This is a genomic window from Paenibacillus polymyxa M1, assembly GCF_000237325.1.
Classification (GTDB): Bacteria; Bacillota; Bacilli; order Paenibacillales; family Paenibacillaceae; genus Paenibacillus; species Paenibacillus polymyxa_C.
On the sequence record NC_017542.1, the window covers coordinates 987,289 to 1,006,842 of the forward strand.

A 19,554-nucleotide genomic window follows, 5' to 3' on the forward strand; every position below is an offset into this window, starting at 1 on the left:
TATAATGAGAAAAATAACGATGTGGAGGGATGAACTTGTCCGGGCCCATGTTTCAACGAAATCATTGGTTGCGTGTGATGGCCTCAGCTCTGTTATGCATGACAATGATATCTTGTTCTGCTTTGTCCAATACGGGTGAATCTGAATCCGTTCCCCAACCGAACCAGCAAGAAACAGAGAAGAAGGTGCTTGAACCGCCTAAGGAGCCATCTGTTCCGGCATTTACAGCTCCGCTTACCGGGCTTCCGGTGGAGCAGCCTGTTATAGAGCGGCCACTGGCTGTCATGATTAACAATGCCCCGGCTGCGCGTCCACAGGCAGGGCTTAGCGAGGCAGACATGGTATATGAGGTTCTTGCAGAAGGCGGAATTACCCGTTTGGTAGCTTTTTTCCAAAGTCATGGTGGAGATGTGAAGATCGGTCCGGTCCGCAGTATTCGGCCGTATTTGATTGAACTAGGCGAAACCTATGGTGCGTTGCCGATACATGCAGGGGGAAGTACAGATGCCTATGCGATTTTACAGCAGCAGCGGAAGGAGCATCTGGATGAGATTTCAAATGGAGGGGCTTATTTTTGGCGAAGTAAAGATCGTCGTCCACCACATAATTTATACACAGATGTGAGCAGGCTACGTAAAGGAAGCGAAAGCAAAGGATATACCAAGCAGACGGAAGTTCCAGTGTATCCTTATCTCAAAACCGGCGAAACTCCAGTTATGGTGGACGAGAGTGCCGCATCTGTGCACATCCGGTTTTTGCTAAAAAGCTATCGCGTATCTTATACCTATGATCGAGCCGATCAACGATATAAGCGTTTTGTGAACGAAAAGTCACATCTGGATCAAAATAATAACCAACAGCTCTCAGCGGCTAATGTTATTGTGATGAGCACGAGGCATCGAACGCTGGATGATGTAGGCAGACTAAGCGTTGAACTGGACGGTAGCGGAGAGGCCATGGTGTTTCAACAAGGACAGTTAATACGTGCTGAATGGCAGCATACATCTGGCGATGCGATTCGGTTTATGAAAAATGGGGTTGAAATCCCGTTAACACCAGGTACATCCTATATACATGTAGTACCTGCAGATACTTCACTAACGGAACATGTAACGTTTGAAGCGAATTAGAAAACGTAATACACCTATTTAGGAAAAAATTGTCGGATAATGACCCTCTATGTCGGGCATTGTATACGTATATCTAGAAATTTGCTTTTACAAACATTACAAAAACATTGATGAGTGTGATAAGATAGCAAAGGTTGTCTATTGCAGTCGAAACAGGTTGCGGATATTTTCGTAAAGGGGTAATCGTTATGAGATTGAAGAAAAAGGATATATTCTTCGAGACGTTGGAAAATATGGCAGATACGATCGTGCAAGCAGCCGATTATTTTGCCCAACATACTTCAAATTTTCAAGATGTGACTTTGTTTACCAATGAGATGAAGAAGTATGAAAATAAGTGTGATGATTACACACACACGATTATTACTGAGTTGAACAAGACCTTCATTACGCCGCTGGAACGCGACGACATCATGGAACTGACAACGACCATGGATGATGTGCTGGATGGTCTTGAAGCGACAGCCTCTCGTTTTTATATGTACAACATTACAGAGCCGGACGAGTATATTGTGCAGTTCGCTGATATTTTGCGTCAATCAGCTTACGAAATTCAGAAGGCTGTACATTTGCTTTCACAGAAAAAATTGTTGGCTATTCGTGAATACACCATTCGCCTGAATGATTTGGAAAATCAGGGGGATGAATTATTGCGTATTTGCATTAAAAACCTGTTTGCAACTGTAACTGATCCTATTGAACTGATTAAACGTAAAGAATTGTACGAACGCCTTGAAACGACAACGGATTCATGCGAGGATGTTGCAAATATGCTGGAATCCATCATTATGCGTAACTCGTAAGGGAGTCCTTTTACATGGATACAAGTTTACTGGTACTAGGTATTGTTATTTTTCTTGCTCTGGCATTTGATTTTATTAATGGATTTCATGATACGGCGAACGCGATTGCTACTTCGGTCTCGACCCGTGCATTGACGCCGCGACGTGCGATTATTATGGCTGCGGTTATGAACTTTCTCGGAGCTATCTTGTTTACCGGAGTTGCCAAGACCATTGGTGGAAGTGTCGCTGACCCTACCAAGCTTACAAACGGTATTGATATCGTTATTGCGACGCTGATCGCTGCGATTATCTGGAATCTTCTAACCTGGTGGTTTGGTATTCCTTCATCCTCCTCTCATGCATTGATTGGTGCGTTGGCAGGGGCGGTGTATGTAGGTGCGGGACAGGATAAATTAAATTGGAGCGGCTTCATCGGGATTGTTGAGGGGCTTATTTTCTCCCCGTTGATTGCTTTTGTTGTCGGTTACATTGTGATGATGATTTTGAAATACATCTTTGCTTATCGTAGTCCGCATACAGTGAACAAAGGTTTCCGCACCATGCAGGTCATTACGGCAGCTATCCAGTCGTTTACGCATGGTACGAATGATGCTCAGAAGGCGATGGGGATTATCACATTCGCACTCGTCTCCGCAGGTTATCAAGACCATTTGGAAGTACCCATGTGGGTGAAAATTTCAGCTGCAACCGCTATGGCACTGGGTACGTCTATTGGTGGTTGGAAGATCATCAAAACGATGGGAACCAAGATTTTTAAAATTGAGCCAATCAATGGATTCGCAGCCGACGTTTCGGGAGCTTCTGTTATTTTTACAGCTACCATGCTTCATTTACCAGTAAGTACCACTCATGCCATTACTTCGGCGATTCTGGGTGTTGGTTCTGCGAAGCGCTTTAGCGCAGTTCGCTGGTCATTAGCTGGTCGTATTGTAATAACCTGGGTAATAACGATTCCAATTTCTGCGCTGTTGTCAGGTTTAATTTTCAAAATTCTTTTCTAGTTTTCTTCATGAATCCCTGAAAAAAAACATACAATATAGGATACACAATAAGCTTCCGTCCGTTTTTTGCGGCAGGGGCTTATTGGCATTCTGGGGCAAAAATACATCTTGAGAGTTCACACATCCAGATAGTTCCATGAGATGTTTTTTAAAAAATACCTGACATCAAAGTAGTCAATTTTTAATAACTCCTGTAGAATAAACAGAAAACTTTGAACCGTTCAACTGACTGGAGGATCTTATGCAAAAACCAAGAAAACTAATAGCACTCATGATTTGTTTGTTTTCTGTGGTTGCCCTGGCCGGTAATTTCGGTGTAGTGGCTCACGCAGAAAATAAAACAAAGTATGATATCGGCACGGATACAACGTTCGCGCCTTTTGAGTTTGAAGATGTAAATGGGAAATTTGTCGGAATCGACATGGATTTACTGGCAGCTATTGCTAAAGATCAGAATTTTGAGTATACCATTAAGCCGCTTGGCTTTAACGCGGCAGTGCAGGCCCTTGAAACGAATCAAGTGGATGGTGTCATTGCTGGGATGAGTATTACCGATGAACGCAAGCAAAAATTTGATTTTTCTGAACCCTATTTTGACTCAGGTGTTGTCATGGCGGTCCGTAAGGATAATGATACGATTAAACGCTATGAGGACTTGAAAGGACAGCGCGTCGCTGTCAAAACAGGAACAGAAGGCTACACGTTCGCGGAATCCATTAAGGCGAAATATGGCTTTACTACAGTTCCGTTCGACGATTCTTCTCAGATGTATGATGAAGTTAAAACAGGTAATTCGGTTGCCTGCTTTGATGATTATCCGGTACTGGCATACGGTGTGACTCAGAATAATGGTCTTAAGCTGGTGACTGATAAGGAAAAAGGCGGTTCTTACGGTTTTGCTGTCAACCAAGGCAAAAATGCGGAGCTGCTGGAGAAATTTAATGCAGGGCTTGTGAATCTTCGCAACAGCGGGGAATATGACAAGATTATGTCGAAATACCTTGGTGAATCCGGCAAAGGTGTGGCTCCTGTAGAACGTAGCCGCTGGGAGCTCATTTCCGCTTCGCTGCCTGCGTTGATTAAAGGGATGGGAAATACGCTGTTGTACACCCTGGTATCCTTGCTCGTAGCCTTTTTGCTGGGACTAGTGTTTGGCTTTATGAAAGTTAGCCATAACAAGGTGTTCCGCGGTATTGCAACTGTTTTCGTTGATGTATTCCGCGGTATTCCACTGATCGTACTTGCATTCTTTATTTACTTCGGTATCCCACAGGCACTCGATTTTAAAATGCCGCTTTTTGTCGCGGCGGTGTTGACGTTATCTCTAAACGCTGGTGCTTATGTGACCGAAATTATCCGCGGGGGTATTCAGTCCATTGATCCAGGACAAATGGAAGCAGCTCGTTCGCTTGGTTTGCCATACCGGACAGCCATGCTGAAGATCATTTTGCCACAAGCAGTGAAAATCATGATCCCGTCGTTTATCAATCAGTTGGTTATTACGTTGAAGGATACGTCAATTTTGTCAGTTATCGGTCTGGTTGAATTGACCCAATCGGGCAAAATCATTATTGCGCGGACGTTCCAATCCTTTGATATTTGGCTGGTCGTTGCGGTGATGTATCTTATCGTCATTACAGTCCTGACCAAAATTTCCAACCGTCTTGAAGGGAGAGTTCGCCGTGGGTAAAATTATCGTTAAAAACCTGAAAAAAAGCTATGGCAGTAACCAGGTGCTAAAAGGCATTGACATGCAAGTACGGGAAGGCGAAGTTGTATGCGTCATTGGCCCTTCTGGTTCAGGGAAAAGTACGTTTTTGCGTTGTATGAATATGCTGGAGGAAATTACAGCTGGTGAGGTCATCGTCGATGACTACAAATTGGGTGACAAAAACGTGGACATTAACAAGGTCCGTGAAAATATAGGTATGGTGTTTCAGCATTTCAATCTGTTCCCGCATATGACGGTGCTCAAGAACATTATGTTCGCACCGACTGAACTGGGGAAACAGACGAAGACAGAGGCCCGTGAGACAGCTATGAAACTGCTGGATCGCGTAGGTTTGGCCGATAAGGCAGATGCATTGCCAGGACAGCTTTCAGGCGGTCAGAAGCAACGTGTGGCGATTGCACGTGCGCTGGCAATGAACCCAGACATTATGCTGTTCGATGAGCCAACCTCGGCGCTTGATCCTGAAATGGTGGGCGAAGTGCTCGGCGTAATGAAAGATCTGGCTCGCGAAGGCATGACGATGATGATCGTTACGCATGAGATGGGCTTTGCGCGAGAAGTAAGCGACCGTGTCGTATTTATGGATGGTGGCTATATTGTGGAAGAAGGAACACCGCAAGAGGTATTTGGTAATCCAAAAAACGAGCGGACCATTAGTTTCTTGGAGAAGGTATTGTAAGTGGGGTAGGGGGTGTGAATGTGAGTCGGGGTGCTCGTTGTGAGACGCTCCACAATCCATTTGATCTTTCGATCGCTGTTGCCTATGAATTTTTTCGATTATATAAGACCTATATGGTGAAAATTCAAGGGCAAAGGCGAACGCTGGCGCTTCTACAGATTCAAATGGACCGCTACGCTACGACTTGCTGAACCTACTCCTTTCTTCGCAAAAGCCTGCCCCACTTTTAAATGAGTGGGTGCAGGCAGCGGAATTGGCGCAGCGCTTTGCTTGCTGCGCCGAGGGAAATAGCGATACAAGCAACATATGACTATCGGGGTGAACGACTGAATGCACATTATTTTTATCGCCGATTAGGGTATGAAGCGACAAGCATAGTTTTTTTGAAAAATATAATGCGTGGATTATTGTATAAGGATATCTTCGGGAGCGTGCTGGCCCGGAGATATCCTTTTTTTATTTAGTGTATGGAAATATAGAGCATGAGATTTGTATAATGTGGAATGGCTTATATAAAATATAAATGACATATAAGACGGCAGTATTTAAGCTAGGGGGACATACGGTGATACGTACATTGGCTATAGGTCATGATCATCAGGTGACGGTGGGACAACCATTGGAGCAGATTGTCATGGAAGATTACATATGGATCTGGGCTGACTTTAACGAGCCTACAGATCGAGAGTCGGAGCTGCTGACGAGTTATTTTCATTTTCACCCGCTGGCTGTAGAGGATTGTATGCATGTTCTGCAACGTCCCAAGTTGGATTATTACGAGAATGTACAGTTTCTGGTGGTACATGCGCTTGATGTAGATACATTAGAGGCGGAAGAGGTAGATATGTTTATTAGCAGCCGTTTTTTGGTTACATATCACCATCATGAACTAGAGGAGCTGGATCAGGCCTGGGAGCGGATTGTCGAGCATGCGAACGAACGCAAAATATGGTCTCGCGGACCGCTGTCTGCAGCTTATACGGTGATGGACAAGCTGGTTGACAACTATTTTCCGAGCCTTTTCATCATTGAGGATGAATTAGCCGAGCTTGAAGGTTTGGGCGCACATGAATCGGTAGAGGAATTAATGAAGCAGGTATTTGACCTGCGTGGCAGGTTGCTCAAGCTGCGCCGCACGATCGTACCGATGCGTGATCTGATGTACCGAGTTTTGAATTCGCAGCATGTGCAGGGTCAGGGGGATCATATGGCTTATTTTACTGATATCTATGATCATTTATTGAAGCTGACGGACATGCTGGAGGCCGACCGCGAGATGACAGCCGACCTGAGAGACAGTTACATATCGCTTAATTCCAATCGCATGAATTCAATTATGAAGACGCTGACCGTAATTACGACTGTTTTTATGCCCTTGACGCTGATTGCAGGAATTTATGGTATGAATTTTTCGAATATGCCCGAGCTGGGCTGGAAATATGGATATTTTGGCGTATTGTTCTTTATGTTCTTATTGAGTGTTGCAATGGTGGTGTGGTTTATGCGCCGAGGTTGGTTTAAATAAAATAGCCTACTTTCTTGTGCGTTTGCGCGGACGTCTGCGCGGGGTAGTGGTACTTTTGCGCTGTGTCTTTTTCCGGCGTCGGCGTGGTGGTGTATATTCATCCAGTTCCTCAGTAATTGGTGTTGTCGTTTTTTTGCTTGCGTTTTTGTTGAATGCTGGGAGCGAGCCCATAATCAGTTTTGCCATCGGAGCAAATTGCTGCACGCTAGACATGATCTTTTGTACCTTGCCGACCGTAGCAACAATCCCGTCAATACCGCCCATACGGTCAATAATACCTTTAATATCGTTGAGATTACCAAGACCGCCAAGCAGCCCTCCTTTGGCTGGGGCGGGGTCTGGCGTGACCACGGCGGAATCTGTTATACTCGCTGGTGCCTCATAGGGCACCACGGCGGAGGAATCGACTTGCGGAACCTCGCTGTATGGATCGAGTCCAGGATAAGGAGTTGAACTATACGGATCGGAAATGGAACGCGTTTGCGCCCTCCGATGATAGTAATGTCCAGGCATGAGATCACATTCCTTTGCAGATTGATACTCTACTGTATGTTACAAACGCACAGTGGGTTTAGGCGCGTGTCCCGAAATTAGGTATAAAAGCGGATTTGGGCATTCGCACAGTATGTTTCTGTAGTCATGTAATGTTGTTCTGTAATGCGTGAAACCGTTAATGCTTGAAAAACTGACTATTTGTCGAGTACAATGAGGAGAGATTGTAACCTTTGGGAGATGATAATCTATGCAGCTTAAAAAGCTTAATGATAAAAGTATTGATCAATTGTTTGAAGCTATTTTAACTCTTAAAAATTTGGAAGAGTGCTATGTATTTTTTGATGATCTGTGCACAATTAATGAAATTCAATCCCTCTCCCAACGTCTGGAGGTTGCCCGTATGCTTGGCAAAGGCAGCACATATAATCAGATTGAAGCTGAGACAGGCGCCAGTACAGCCACCATTTCACGTGTTAAGCGTTGTCTGAACTATGGGAATGACGGGTATAAAATGACTCTGGAACGTCTGGGTCGCTAATGCGGAGCCCTGGGATACTAGTCATCAGCCATGGCTCTAGAGAGCCATATTGGGTGGAACAGGTGGATCAGGCAGTTGCAAAGCTTCAATTGCTGGAAGAAATGCCGGTAGAGGTTTCATTTTTGGAAACGGTTAAAGGAAGATTGATTCAAAATGGGATTGACCGTCTGGAAGCCTTGGGGGTAACAGATTTACTGGTTATTCCTTTGTTCGTGTCGTCAGGCAGTACGCATGTAGATGAAATTAGCTATGCGCTGGGAGTCAAAGCTGCGCCAGACAAAGAAACAGATTTGGAGCCGTTTCGATTGAAGGCACGTGTGCATTTTGGTAGCCCATTGGATGACGGCGAAGATGTTGCCCGCATGGTGTGGGACAAGGTTCGCCCGTTGTCGGTCGATCCTGCGCGCGAGGTCATTTTACTCGTAGGACACGGCAGCGCGCACAACGGCTTTCTTCAGCGCTGGGAGCAAGGGATTTCCTCGTTGGCTCGTACGGTGCAAAACGTGAGTGGCATCATTACGGACCACGCTTTGCTAAATCCTGAGGGTGTGCATGACAAGGCGGCGTACTGGAATCAGGAGCGGGGGCATGATGTTATTGTGGCACCGCTGTTTTTGAGTTCGGGATATTTTACAAGTCATATGATTCCTAAACGCTTACAGGGGCTGGATTACCGTTATTTAGGTGATCCTTTATTGCCGCATCCTTTGCTCACAAGCTGGATGGACAGACAGATTCGTGAACTGATGCAGAATATGCAGAAGCAAGCAAGGATCGATAATAAATAGACGGAATTCGGGCGCTAGTGTCTCAACCTGAAATTCCCTTATTTGGATAGTGACTGGCTTCTTTTATTGTAAAAGAGGCCTTTTTCCAGTATGATGATATTTTGTACAGACTGAATGTGATGAACTGCGATGTGAATATAAATATCATTAAATATACGGGTGGCGTAACGGAATGAAAAGAGCTAGATTAATCTACAACCCGACCTCTGGGCGTGAGGAAATGAAGCGTCGCCTTGCGGATGTCTTGCAGCGCCTGGATGAAGGTGGTATTGAGGCCTCTTGCCATGCAACTACAGGGGAAGGGGACGCAACGCGTGCCGCAACAGAGGCCGTTGAGCGTGGCTATGATATGATTATTGCCGCTGGTGGCGATGGTACATTGTATGAGGTCATTAACGGGATGGCTGAAAGGGAAAACCGCCCGCCTCTGGGTGTGTTTCCTCTAGGAACGACGAATGATTTTGCCAGAGCACTGGGCATTCCCAGGCATTGGGAGGATTATTGTGACCTCGTTATTCGTCAAAATCCGAAGCCGTTGGATATCGGAAAAGCCAATGACCGCTACTTTATCAACATCGCAGGCGGTGGAACTTTAACCGAGCTTACATATGAAGTTCCAAGCAAGCTCAAAACGATGATTGGCCAATTGGCCTATTATTTTAAAGGTATGGAGAAGATGGTCAGCCTTGCTCCACAGGAGCTGATCATCAAGGCATCGGGTCAGGAAGTGATCCACGACGAATTTATGCTTTTCCTAATCGCAAATACAAATTCGGTCGGCGGGTTTGAAAAGCTTGCTCCTGGGGCGACAATAGATGATGGACTGCTCGATGTCATCGCTGTGCGCAAATGCAATCTGGCGGAAATGATCCGCTTGGTTACACTTGCGCTGCGCGGAGAGCATATGCAGGACAAGAAAATCGTTTATTTCAGAACAGATTACATGGAAGTGACCTCACCTGGCTATGTTCAGCTTAATCTGGATGGCGAATTAGGAGGCACCTTGCCAGCGACCTTCCGAAATTTACCGCATCATTTGAATGTGTTCCGGTGAGGAAATCAACGGAAATAGTTCTGTTTTTGTTGATTTGAGCAGTTCGATATACAGAGCGTAGAGAAGATCGTTGTTTTTTGTAGGAAACATATCGGTCCTTGCCGTTCTCCGTGGGGAGTAACGGCATTTTCGAGTTGATGTTAAACGTCGTCTAGATGACGATTTGAATGATATGGCTGATTGAAGATAAGTGAGAAAAGAAGAACAGAAAGAAGTGACAACCATGACAAATAACCGTAGCGGACGTGGAAAAAGCCGCCGGAATACAGCAACAGCAACTCCAGTTCCAGGAAAGCAGCACAACAAGACCATGCAGGCGAAAAAAGACAGAGAACTGGAACAGTCACCAGTTGGAGCTGGGAATAGAATGCTTCGGGCTGGAACCGAAAATAAAAATGGAAATACGGACGATTTTCCTCGGAAAAAAGGGGAGAATGAACGAAAACCTCGTCGTTTTTCCAAAAATGAACGGAGTAACGACGGACGGAGTCAGGAAGCTTCCAATCGTAAACGGTCTAGTGCAGAGCGTAGCGATCTGCCTGTGCAAAAGAACGATGAGGCCGTGATAGACATCATCGGCATGAACCATGATGGCGAGGGTGTAGGGCGTGTCGAAGGGTTTACGCTGTTTGTTCCAGGCGCGTTACCGGGTGAAAAGGTACGGGTCAAGGTGCTGAAAACGAAAAAGCAGTACGGCTATGCCAAGCTGCTGGATATTGCGCAGGCTAGCCCCGACCGAATTGCAGCTCCGTGTGCCATCTATGATCAATGCGGCGGTTGTCAGCTCCAGCATATGAGCTACGAAGCGCAGCTGGGCTGGAAGCGGCAACATGTGGTGGATGTGCTGGAGCGTATAGGAAAGCTGAGTGTGACTACGGAGTCCAGTGAGCGTACTGCAGAGGTTTTGGCTGACTCTGCGGATGGAAATGCAGACCACATGTCGCGTGTACAAGGCGTAGTTGTGCATCCTACACTCGGTATGAGTGAGCCGTGGCGGTACCGCAACAAAGCACAGGTGCCGATTGGTGTCGCCGAGGGCGGGCTTGTCGGCGGTTTCTACGCACGTGGCAGCCATCGCATTGTGGATATGAACACCTGTCTCATTCAGGACGAGCGCAATGACGAAGTGGTTGCACGTGTCAAAGAGATTGGCCGAATGCTGGGCATCAGTGCATATAATGAAGAAACCGGACGCGGACTGTTGCGCCATGTCGTGGTGAAGACCGCTTTTCGCACAGGTGAAATGATGCTGGTGCTCGTCACGAATGGACGAGATATTCCGCACGCAGATGCGTGGATCGGCAGTATTCGTGAGCATATCCCACACGTGGCAAGTATATGCCAGAACGTGAATACGAAGCGAACGAACGTTATTTTTGGCGACGAGACTCGTGTACTGTGGGGGCGTGACGTGATCTACGATTACATTGGAAACGTCCAGTTTGCAATTTCCGCACGATCCTTTTATCAGGTGAATCCCGTACAAACGGAAGTACTGTATAGTAAAACCGTTGAGTATGCTGGACTCACGGGCAAAGAAACGGTTATTGATGCGTATTGCGGCATCGGTACGATTTCTCTGTTCCTCGCTCAGCATGCGGACCAGGTGTATGGGGTCGAGATCGTCAAAGAAGCCATCGACGATGCACGGAGTAATGCGCTATTGAATGAAATGCGTAATGTGAAGTTTGAGGTAGGCGCATCCGAAGATGTCATTCCTGCATGGAAAGAACAAGGCATCACCGCCGACGTTATCGTCGTCGATCCACCCCGCAAGGGCTGTGATCCACGCCTGCTCGACACCATTCTGGAGATGAAGCCAGAACGCGTGGTGTATGTATCCTGTAACCCAAGCACACTGGCGCGGGATTTAAGGATACTGGAGGATGGCGGGTACAGTACAGTGGAAGTACAGCCTGTAGATATGTTCCCGCATACGGTTCATGTGGAAAGTGTTGCTCTGTTGGTCAGAAAAGACTAATAGTTGAGGTGTATTGGCGTTTGAAAAAGGTAAAAATCAAAACAAACTTACTGATAAAAACATCAATAAGATTATCGAAACGTACCGAAATCGTGTAGATGTTGATAAATATGCTCACGTGGCATCACTTTAAGAAATAGAGCAAGATAAACAAGAAATCGCTGAACTTGAAGCCAAAATCAATGGACAGCTGAAAATTTTGGGTATTCATGTGTAGAATTTGACGAAAAGGGTCAAGGATATTATTCCTCGGCTCTTTTTTTAAACCATTCGCATGGGAATGGCGTAGGCTGGGGGAAGTTATGCCGTACAGTATTTCTATGAACTGCGGCGCAGTACGTTATAGAAGATGGCAGGGAGGGGCGGCGCTCTTCCTTTTTTTGCGAGCTTTTGGGGAGTATGCTCTTCTATTGAGTATGATATACTCATTTAGATGTCTATGCTTAACATATACTGCTGTTTGAACTACGTTGCTTAAACATGTTATATGTGAAGAAGAAGCAAGGACATGAACAGGTTAGCTTTACCATTTTGGGACCAAAGATTTGTCCTGGTAATTATAGAGGAGTTTTTGATATGATGAATAATTTTTGGCGTGAGTTGCCACGACCTTTTTTTATACTGGCACCGATGGAAGATGTGACGGATGTTGTGTTTCGCCATGTCGTAAGTGAAGCAGCCAGACCGGATGTGTTTTTTACGGAGTTTGCGAATACAGAGAGTTATTGTCACCCGGAGGGGAACAAAAGTGTACGCGGGCGTTTGACTTTTACAGAGGATGAACAGCCTATGGTGGCCCATATCTGGGGAGATAAGCCGGAATATTTCCGTGAAATGAGCATTGGTATGGCGAAAGAAGGCTTCAAAGGCATCGATATTAATATGGGTTGCCCCGTAGCGAATGTAGCCGAGAATGGGAAGGGAAGCGGTCTGATCTGCCGTCCCGAAATCGCAGCGGATATCATTCAGGCCGCCAAAGCCGGGGGACTGCCCGTCAGTGTAAAAACAAGGCTCGGTTTCACTGCCGTAGACGAATGGCGCGACTGGTTGACCCATATTTTGAAACAAGACATTGTGAATTTGTCCATTCATCTGCGGACAAGAGAGGAAATGAGCAAAGTAGACGCTCACTGGGAACTGATTCCGGAGATTAAGAAACTTCGTGATGAGGTGGCACCAGATACACTGCTGACCATTAACGGAGATATTCCGGACCGTCAGACTGGCTTGAAGCTCGCTGAGCAATATGGAGTGGATGGCATTATGATTGGGCGTGGTATTTTCCAGAATCCATTTGCGTTTGAGAAGGAGCCGAAGGAACACAGCAGTGAAGAATTGCTTGAACTGCTGCGGCTTCATCTAGATCTCCATGATCATTATTCAGCACAGGAGCCACGTTCGTTTAGCCCTCTCGCCCGCTTCTTCAAAATATATGTCCGTGGATTCCGAGGGGCAAGTGAACTCAGAAACAGCTTAATGAACGCCAAATCAACAAGTGAAGTGCGTACATTGCTTGATGAGTTTGGAAGCAAGGATCATGATGAGGTAGAGGAACGAGGAAATTAAATTGCCAAGTTAGGGACGGGCTGTTAGCAGGCATTGAAAACATAGGAGGATATATGTCCTGGAGTAAATTGAAGCAACAACTGGAGAGCTTCCTCTCTCCTGCGTTAGACGGAAGGGTCGAATACCGATCTACCAGTTACCGTTATTTTCCTGATAAATCTGGAACTTGTTATATAACTGTAGATAAGAAGAACATACTCAATATGAACGATATCACTAGTCCAATCAAGTGGTATCAGACGGAGTTGGAAATCAAAAATGATCCAGATATCCAAGTTCCTATCAGCAATGAAGAAATTGAAGCGATCAGAAAAGATACTAATGGGAATGTTCCGGAGGATCGTCTACAAGTAATAGCAAGAGGTAGAAAAATATCAGAGCATGCAAAGGAGCTTTTGTCAGCACAGGCCTTATTAAGCAAGTCTAATTTTAATGTTGTAGCTAATAAATTTTTAACTACTTCTATAGAGGACAGCTTAGAGAGTAATGACATCTTATTGAATATTCTAGCTTTAGTGGACAGACGAGTAGGAAAAAAGCGAATTTTAAACATGTCTGAGAAGATGAAGTTAAAGCATCCGATTGTGCAGTATTTTTATGAGTTACGGCGCAGTACGTTATGAAAAAAATAACTTTCATTAATGGGGACACTTCGTGTCAGGGTTGTTCTTACTGAAAACATGAATGAAGACTTGAAAGAAATCGGGGAAAAGTGGAGTGGAAAACAGGGCGAACCGGCTTCCATTATCATGTCTTTTCCCTGTTTTTTATATCGGGCTATACTGCATCGATTCCTACTTTGCAGGCTGGGTATCCCATTGCGAAATTGGATACGAGCCTAACGAAGGTGAATGAAACGGTTAAGGGAAATTCGCGGCTTGTGTACGACTCCATGCTGAAGGGGCTGCGTCAGGCTGTAGAACATGAGATCAAAATTGGAATTGGAACGGATGCCGCAATGTCTTACGTCACTCACTATGATATGTGGCGGGAACTAGACCACTATATGAGACAAACGAAACTGAATGCGGGTCAGGTCATCGAACGGGTAACAAAGTCTAATGCGGAGATCCTAGGCATTGATCATCTTACAGGGAGCATTGATATCGGAAAACAGGCAGATTTAATCGTGCTGGAGCACAATCCTTTGGACAATATAAAAGCTTTGTCGAATGTAGCTATGGTTATGGTGAGAGGCAATCTTATACAAACACCATCGGTGACCCGAATTCAGGAAGTGGACGAGCTGCTGGATTCAGTTTGGTAAAATTAAACCCACCCCGTAAATTCCAGTATAGACGCTTTCGCTGATTGTGCTTCGGATTGCGCTCCTTTACGCCATTCTTTAGGCGGCTCTCCGATAAGCTTGGAGAAGCATCGATTGAAGCTGGAAATGGAACGATAACCGACTTGCTCGGAGATGGAAAGAATGGAGTCATCTGTGCTTTTTAACTGCTTGCAGGCTTCTTCGATTCGGGTGCTGTTTAGGAAATAGAGAGGGGAGGTTCCCATAATCTCATGAAATTTTCTGCGAAAATGAGTTGTACTTAAATGGCACAGGTCAGCCAAAAAATCAATGTTAACAGGTGTCATATAATTTTTAGTGATATACTCCAAAGCTGGAGAAATGGCAAAATCACTTTTCCGGCTATGTACTGTTTCTGCATCTTTCAATGATTCATTCCTGGAGTGAATTCTGAGAAGTTCTATATAAAGGGATAGCAATAAGCCGTAGGCGCTTTCCTGGTAGTAAGGATTCTGTTGTTGTAATTCCTCTACGATCGAAGTCGCAAGTGTATACACCTTGGGATGCTGCTCCTTGTTTAATATACAGTTCGTTCCCTTCATCACCCACAAATTGGGCTCAAAGTTTCTGTAAGCGCTTTTAAAAGAATGTTGGAAAAGGTCTTCTGGCGAAAAAAAGATATAAGACCAAAGGCTGGCTGTATTTGGCGAACTATACGTGGTGTGAGGAAGATACCTAGGAATGAAAGTTACATCCCCGGCTTTGAAGGGGACAGTTTCTCCTTTGATCTCCATGAAACCGCCATCCGAATAGCAAATACCAATCTCCAAATGGTTATGAAAATGGAGGTGCTCACTTTTAATATCTGAAATCTTCCAACGTTCACCGCTTAACAGCAAGACAGGGAAGTTTATAGGCAAGCTGTAGTGTCGGTATTCTATAACGGGCTTCTTTTTTCTGGGCATATTCGATACTCCCATAACTTGGATTTGAGTAGATTATAGGTGAACGCTATGTCAAGTTTAGCCAGCAGGTATACATATAAATGGTTGAAATTGCGCAGTTTTGTTGCGAATGTGCTTAGATTGAGACTATTTTACTGCGTACAATGGAATAAGTAAAGCGTTTCCAAAACAGTGGCGAACCGCTCTCAAGCGCCTTTGGGGGCGTGTGCACTATGAGAGGGGAATAACAATGCTTCAATTAACTTATGACAAGGAAGAGATATTAAGAGTTATTGATAAAGTCGTCAGAAAAACGATGGCGATGGATTTAACATGGGATTGGCCCTGCGGTGTGGCTTATTATGGTGTATCCAGAGCCTATACCCAAACAGGGAATAAAGAGTATCTAAATATGCTTGCCCAGTGGGCAGATGAATACATCGAGCTGGGTCTGCCGCACTGGACGGTAAACACATGTGCCATGGGCCATATGCTGATCACATTGTATGAAGAAACAGGGGACCAGAAATATTGGGATATTGTGATGAGCAAGGTGGATTACATCCAAAACCATGCTCTCAGGTTCGGAGACCATGTTCTGCAGCATACGGTATCCGTTGCTAATGATTTTCCAGAACAGGCATGGGCAGACACATTGTTTATGGCGGCATTCTTTCTGCTTCGTGTAGGAACCAAATTAAAGGACGAGAAAATGATCCAGGATGCCTTAAATCAATATTACTGGCATATCAAATACCTGCAAGATCCTAGTAGCGGCTTCTGGTACCATGGCTACAACAATGTCAAACAGGATCACATGTCCGGATTTTTCTGGGGAAGAGCGAATGCTTGGGGAGCATATACCATGTCGCAAGTCAAAATTCATTTGAAAGACTGGTATTTGTATCCGCCGTGTATGGACGTGGAGTGTTCCCTTCGGGATCAACTGGCGGCATTGAAAGGTGTTCAAACAGAGAATGGCTTGTGGCGGACGGTACTGGATGACGAGGAGTCCTATGAAGAAGTATCTGCATCATGCGGTATTGCGGCGGCCATGATCAATAACGGCAATCCACTGCACACCAAATACGTGCAAAAGGCATTGAAGGGCATCTTAAACCATATTAGCGAAGACGGACGGGTACTGGGTGTATCGGGCGGCACAGCGGTTATGAAAGATCGGGAAGGGTATCGCAATATTCCTAAAGACTGGATTCAGGGCTGGGGACAAGGCTTAGCGTTGGCTTTTCTATCCGATATGTTGAATTAGGAGGGATCGAAGTTGTCTAAACAAACAACGGGGGCCTTTACGCTACCAGGAGAATCTGGTTATGAGGCGCTGACCCTGAAATTAGCTGAACGATGGGGCGCTGATGTCATCCGTGACAGTGACGGCACGCAGTTGTCCGATGAGATTATAAACGCTGGATACGGCATTTATTCTACAATCTGTATCATCAGAGATCATAACGAGTGGGCGTCCCGCAACCTGGATAAGCTGCAGCAATGTTTTTTAATTACAAATCCAAAGGTAGCTGTACAAGATTATGTATCCATCTATCTGATGGAGGATTTTTTTGCTGAACAGTTCAAAGTGAATGATTCCAAAGAAGCGTTTAACTATTGGCAGGTTTTTGACAGAACGACCGGAGAGGAAGTTCCAAGAGAACAGTGGAATTATGAAAGGGAATCCGGAAATGTGGTCATTACCGGAATTGTTCCTTGGCATAAATACACGGTAAGCTTCATGGTCTACCGGATCTGGGAAGAGATTTCCATGTACAATCACACCACGAATCATTGGGACAAAGAGCATTTAATGCAGATTGATCCCATGTATACAGAAACGCAACAGTATCTGCTGGATTGGATGGAAGATTGGTGTCTTCATCATAAGGAAACCACAGTTGTCCGGTTTACCTCCTTATTTTATAACTTCGCCTGGGTTTGGGGCAGCAATGAGCGCAATCGCCATCTGTTCTCTGATTGGGGGTCATACGATTTTACGGTAAGCTCAAGAGCGCTGGATCTATTTGCCAAGAGATATGGGTATTCGATGACTGCCGACGATTTTGTGAATGGCGGGAAGTATCGCGTCACACATATCCCGGCTGAGCAACGAAAGCTGGACTGGATGGCATTTATCAATGATTTTGTAATCGAATTTGGCAAGAAATTAATTGACATTGTGCATAGGCACGACAAGCTGGCCTACGTGTTTTATGATGACAGTTGGGTTGGCATGGAGCCTTACAATGACCGTTTCCAAGAGTTTGGTTTTGACGGATTGATCAAATGTGTGTTCTCAGGTTATGAGGCGAGGCTGTGTTCAGGTGTGAAAGTGAATACGCATGAGATTCGGCTGCATCCATACTTATTTCCGGTTGGCTTAGGCGGGCTTCCTACCTTTATGGAGGGGGGCGACCCCACGCTAGATGCCAAAAAGTATTGGATTAATATCCGACGCGCACTGTTGAGGGAGCCTATTGACCGGATTGGACTGGGGGGATATTTGCATCTTGTAGAGCCTTACCCGGATTTTTGCGATTACATCGAAAAGATTGCCAATGAGTTCAGAGAAATCAAAGAACTGCATCATGAAGGCAAACCCTATCACATCAAGACGAAGGTAGCTATTCTGCACAGCTGGGGAAAATTGAGATCGTGGACCTTGTCTGGCCATTTCCACGAAACGTATATGCATGATTTGATTCATATCAATGAGGCTTTATCCGGATTGCCGGTTGAAGTTCAGTTCATCGATTTTGAAGATATCCGTCAGGGTATACTACAGGACTGTGATGTAGTCATCAATGCAGGCTCTGCCGGTTCAGCATGGAGTGGTGGGGAGTACTGGAATGACAACAAGTGTGTGGACTTACTGACGAAATGGGTTTATGAGGGTGGTACCTTTATTGGCATCAACCAGCCCTCTGCGGTTGAAGGCCACGACAGCTTTTTCAGAATGGCACATGTTCTCGGACTGGATGAGGATACAGGCTCCAGAGTAGGTCATGGAAGATGGGCATACGAGGCTAGGGATGAGCATGGTTTGGTGCCTGAGGGAGCCAGTATAACGCCAAAGAATAGCATTTATCTTACCGATGGGTCAGCTGCGGTAGTGGAGGAAACGAGTGGTATGATAGCATTGTCTACTCATGCCTTTGGTAAAGGAAAGGGGATCTACCTTCCTTCTTTCGAATTCAGCTGGGAAAACACAAGGTTGCTACTGAATATAATTCGGTTTGCAGGCAATGAGTTACATGAAACGAAGTACATTACAGATAACCTATATACAGAATGTGCTTATTATCCAGAAAGTAAAATGTTGGTTGTTATTAACAATAGTGATCAACTGCAAAGAACGACGATTGAAACGGACTATGGCAAACAAACCATGGAGTTAGAGCCGTATGACACCATGATCACCCATATCGGCTTAACAAAATCGGTATAGAAACGGAAAATAATAAGAGTAGCGGTGTCAAGCCCTCCTTTTTTTAAGGAAGGGCTCTTTGTTTTAGCACCTCCAGAAAATCCAGCCAATTTACCGGGGATTTTGTCCATTCAAAAGTATCTACTCCATCATTAACTATAAGTAAAACAATGAAGGAGATGATTTCTTTGAGAAAGGCAACCTTAATGAAAATTAAAAATGCGGAAGCCAAGTTGGGAAGAAAGTTAAAAAAAAGAAGTCACGTGGTTATGAATCTTAAAAAAGCCATTCGTGTAACTCAACTTGGAGATGGATTTGCGCGTTTCACTTTCGCTGCGGTTACTATCCCCCCAAATAGCTTTAGAAGCACTACGATTAACGGTAACGCCTACAATCTGATTAGCGGTTCATGGATTTTCTCTGGAAATCAGCAAGGATTTCTTCTCGATAACTATTCTGCGGCCGAGGACAGATGGTTCTTTACTGCATGGAATCCAACTGGAACCACAAGAACGGTATCCTATGCTGTTATCGCCAAACGGAAGCCATAATTCCAATGTCATCGTTAGCAGGGAAAAGGAGCTTGAGGCTTCTTTTTCTTGCTAAATGTAGAAAAAATTTTAAACAAATCTT

19 protein-coding genes and 1 pseudogene are annotated in these 19,554 nt (G+C 45.1%); 18 read left to right on the forward strand and 2 right to left on the reverse strand.

Translation table 11 applies throughout. The annotated features are described in order from the left end of the window. Nucleotides 1-35: 35 nt before the first annotated feature. The 7 genes from PPM_RS04415 to corA all read left to right on the forward strand — a co-directional run bounded on the left by PPM_RS04415 (nucleotide 36) and on the right by corA (nucleotide 6,873). Nucleotides 36-1,130, forward strand: coding sequence for a DUF3048 domain-containing protein (locus PPM_RS04415; RefSeq protein WP_013369514.1), 1,095 nt, complete (start codon nucleotides 36-38; stop codon nucleotides 1,128-1,130). A gap of 188 nt (nucleotides 1,131-1,318) precedes the next feature. After that, complete coding sequence (locus PPM_RS04420) at nucleotides 1,319-1,933, forward strand: DUF47 domain-containing protein (RefSeq protein WP_013369515.1); 615 nt, start codon at nucleotides 1,319-1,321, stop codon at nucleotides 1,931-1,933. Between the two features lie 14 nt (nucleotides 1,934-1,947). Further along, nucleotides 1,948-2,937 carry an inorganic phosphate transporter gene (locus PPM_RS04425; RefSeq protein ID WP_013369516.1) on the forward strand — a complete coding sequence of 330 codons (990 nt, stop codon included), beginning with the start codon at nucleotides 1,948-1,950 and terminating at the stop codon, nucleotides 2,935-2,937. Between the two features lie 241 nt (nucleotides 2,938-3,178). Further along, complete coding sequence (locus PPM_RS04430; protein WP_013369517.1) at nucleotides 3,179-4,627, forward strand: amino acid ABC transporter substrate-binding protein/permease; 1,449 nt, start codon at nucleotides 3,179-3,181, stop codon at nucleotides 4,625-4,627. Next, nucleotides 4,620-5,348, forward strand: a complete 729-nt coding sequence (locus tag PPM_RS04435; RefSeq protein ID WP_013369518.1) for an amino acid ABC transporter ATP-binding protein — start codon at nucleotides 4,620-4,622, stop codon at nucleotides 5,346-5,348. Before PPM_RS04430 ends, PPM_RS04435 begins: the two co-directional genes overlap by 8 nt. Before the next feature lie 20 nt (nucleotides 5,349-5,368). Next, a complete protein-coding gene (locus PPM_RS29400) occupies nucleotides 5,369-5,539 on the forward strand; it encodes a hypothetical protein (RefSeq protein ID WP_158309126.1) in 171 nt (56 codons plus the stop codon). 374 nt (nucleotides 5,540-5,913) lie between these two features. Next, the gene (gene corA / locus PPM_RS04440) at nucleotides 5,914-6,873 is read left to right on the forward strand and encodes a magnesium/cobalt transporter CorA (protein WP_013369520.1); all 960 of its coding nucleotides are present in this window, start codon (nucleotides 5,914-5,916) and stop codon (nucleotides 6,871-6,873) included. Nucleotides 6,874-6,879: 6 nt separating this feature from the next. On the opposite strand, the gene PPM_RS04445 is transcribed toward corA, so the two are convergent. Next, nucleotides 6,880-7,386, reverse strand: a complete 507-nt coding sequence (locus tag PPM_RS04445) for a hypothetical protein (RefSeq protein WP_013369521.1) — start codon at nucleotides 7,384-7,386, stop codon at nucleotides 6,880-6,882. A 229-nt stretch (nucleotides 7,387-7,615) separates the two neighbouring features. Here PPM_RS04445 and PPM_RS04450 point away from each other — a divergent pair, with 229 nt between their 5' ends. The 8 genes and pseudogenes from PPM_RS04450 to PPM_RS04480 all read left to right on the forward strand — a co-directional run bounded on the left by PPM_RS04450 (nucleotide 7,616) and on the right by PPM_RS04480 (nucleotide 14,562). Then, nucleotides 7,616-7,906, forward strand: coding sequence for a YerC/YecD family TrpR-related protein (locus PPM_RS04450; protein ID WP_007428885.1), 291 nt, complete (start codon nucleotides 7,616-7,618; stop codon nucleotides 7,904-7,906). Then, nucleotides 7,906-8,694, forward strand: a complete 789-nt coding sequence (locus PPM_RS04455) for a sirohydrochlorin chelatase (protein ID WP_014599496.1) — start codon at nucleotides 7,906-7,908, stop codon at nucleotides 8,692-8,694. Before PPM_RS04450 ends, PPM_RS04455 begins: the two co-directional genes overlap by 1 nt. A gap of 172 nt (nucleotides 8,695-8,866) precedes the next feature. Further along, nucleotides 8,867-9,748 carry a diacylglycerol kinase gene (locus PPM_RS04460; protein ID WP_013369524.1) on the forward strand — a complete coding sequence of 294 codons (882 nt, stop codon included), beginning with the start codon at nucleotides 8,867-8,869 and terminating at the stop codon, nucleotides 9,746-9,748. 223 nt (nucleotides 9,749-9,971) lie between these two features. Beyond that, complete coding sequence (gene rlmD, locus PPM_RS04465; protein WP_013369526.1) at nucleotides 9,972-11,729, forward strand: 23S rRNA (uracil(1939)-C(5))-methyltransferase RlmD; 1,758 nt, start codon at nucleotides 9,972-9,974, stop codon at nucleotides 11,727-11,729. 19 nt (nucleotides 11,730-11,748) lie between these two features. Then, a pseudogene (locus tag PPM_RS28345) lies at nucleotides 11,749-11,946 on the forward strand (N-6 DNA methylase); the annotation flags it as partial. A 359-nt stretch (nucleotides 11,947-12,305) separates the two neighbouring features. Continuing rightward, a complete protein-coding gene (locus PPM_RS04470; RefSeq protein WP_013369528.1) occupies nucleotides 12,306-13,295 on the forward strand; it encodes a tRNA dihydrouridine synthase in 990 nt (329 codons plus the stop codon). Between the two features lie 53 nt (nucleotides 13,296-13,348). Continuing rightward, entirely contained in the window at nucleotides 13,349-13,918 is a 570-nt protein-coding gene (locus PPM_RS04475; RefSeq protein ID WP_013369529.1) for a hypothetical protein, read from the forward strand. Nucleotides 13,919-14,007: 89 nt separating this feature from the next. After that, a complete protein-coding gene (locus PPM_RS04480; RefSeq protein WP_013369530.1) occupies nucleotides 14,008-14,562 on the forward strand; it encodes an amidohydrolase family protein in 555 nt (184 codons plus the stop codon). Between the two features lie 2 nt (nucleotides 14,563-14,564). Here the strand turns inward: PPM_RS04480 and PPM_RS04485 are convergent, their stop codons facing one another. Continuing rightward, complete coding sequence (locus PPM_RS04485) at nucleotides 14,565-15,506, reverse strand: AraC family transcriptional regulator (protein ID WP_013369531.1); 942 nt, start codon at nucleotides 15,504-15,506, stop codon at nucleotides 14,565-14,567. Between the two features lie 229 nt (nucleotides 15,507-15,735). On the opposite strand from PPM_RS04485, the gene PPM_RS04490 reads away from it, so the two are divergent. From PPM_RS04490 to PPM_RS04500, 3 genes are all read left to right on the forward strand, one after another. After that, a complete protein-coding gene (locus tag PPM_RS04490; RefSeq protein ID WP_013369532.1) occupies nucleotides 15,736-16,755 on the forward strand; it encodes a glycoside hydrolase family 88/105 protein in 1,020 nt (339 codons plus the stop codon). Nucleotides 16,756-16,767: 12 nt separating this feature from the next. After that, nucleotides 16,768-18,942 carry a 1,3-beta-galactosyl-N-acetylhexosamine phosphorylase gene (gene gnpA / locus PPM_RS04495; protein WP_013369533.1) on the forward strand — a complete coding sequence of 725 codons (2,175 nt, stop codon included), beginning with the start codon at nucleotides 16,768-16,770 and terminating at the stop codon, nucleotides 18,940-18,942. A gap of 158 nt (nucleotides 18,943-19,100) precedes the next feature. Next, nucleotides 19,101-19,472 carry a hypothetical protein gene (locus tag PPM_RS04500; RefSeq protein ID WP_014599498.1) on the forward strand — a complete coding sequence of 124 codons (372 nt, stop codon included), beginning with the start codon at nucleotides 19,101-19,103 and terminating at the stop codon, nucleotides 19,470-19,472. The last annotated feature ends 82 nt before the right edge of the window (nucleotides 19,473-19,554 follow it).

Bases quoted from the DNA above. Each gene is read 5' to 3' on its own strand.
- PPM_RS04420 (WP_013369515.1), top strand. From the start codon at position 1,319: ATGAGATTGAAGAAAAAGGATATATTCTTCGAGACGTTGGAAAATATG.
- PPM_RS04460 (WP_013369524.1), top strand. From the start codon at position 8,867: ATGAAAAGAGCTAGATTAATCTACAACCCGACCTCTGGGCGTGAGGAA.
- PPM_RS04485 (WP_013369531.1), bottom strand. From the start codon at position 15,506: ATGCCCAGAAAAAAGAAGCCCGTTATAGAATACCGACACTACAGCTTG.
- PPM_RS04425 (WP_013369516.1), top strand. From the start codon at position 1,948: ATGGATACAAGTTTACTGGTACTAGGTATTGTTATTTTTCTTGCTCTG.
- PPM_RS04450 (WP_007428885.1), top strand. From the start codon at position 7,616: ATGCAGCTTAAAAAGCTTAATGATAAAAGTATTGATCAATTGTTTGAA.
- PPM_RS04490 (WP_013369532.1), top strand. From the start codon at position 15,736: ATGCTTCAATTAACTTATGACAAGGAAGAGATATTAAGAGTTATTGAT.
- rlmD (WP_013369526.1), top strand. From the start codon at position 9,972: ATGACAAATAACCGTAGCGGACGTGGAAAAAGCCGCCGGAATACAGCA.
- PPM_RS04475 (WP_013369529.1), top strand. From the start codon at position 13,349: ATGTCCTGGAGTAAATTGAAGCAACAACTGGAGAGCTTCCTCTCTCCT.
- PPM_RS04500 (WP_014599498.1), top strand. From the start codon at position 19,101: ATGATTTCTTTGAGAAAGGCAACCTTAATGAAAATTAAAAATGCGGAA.
- PPM_RS04430 (WP_013369517.1), top strand. From the start codon at position 3,179: ATGCAAAAACCAAGAAAACTAATAGCACTCATGATTTGTTTGTTTTCT.
- PPM_RS04470 (WP_013369528.1), top strand. From the start codon at position 12,306: ATGATGAATAATTTTTGGCGTGAGTTGCCACGACCTTTTTTTATACTG.
- PPM_RS04455 (WP_014599496.1), top strand. From the start codon at position 7,906: ATGCGGAGCCCTGGGATACTAGTCATCAGCCATGGCTCTAGAGAGCCA.
- PPM_RS04445 (WP_013369521.1), bottom strand. From the start codon at position 7,386: ATGCCTGGACATTACTATCATCGGAGGGCGCAAACGCGTTCCATTTCC.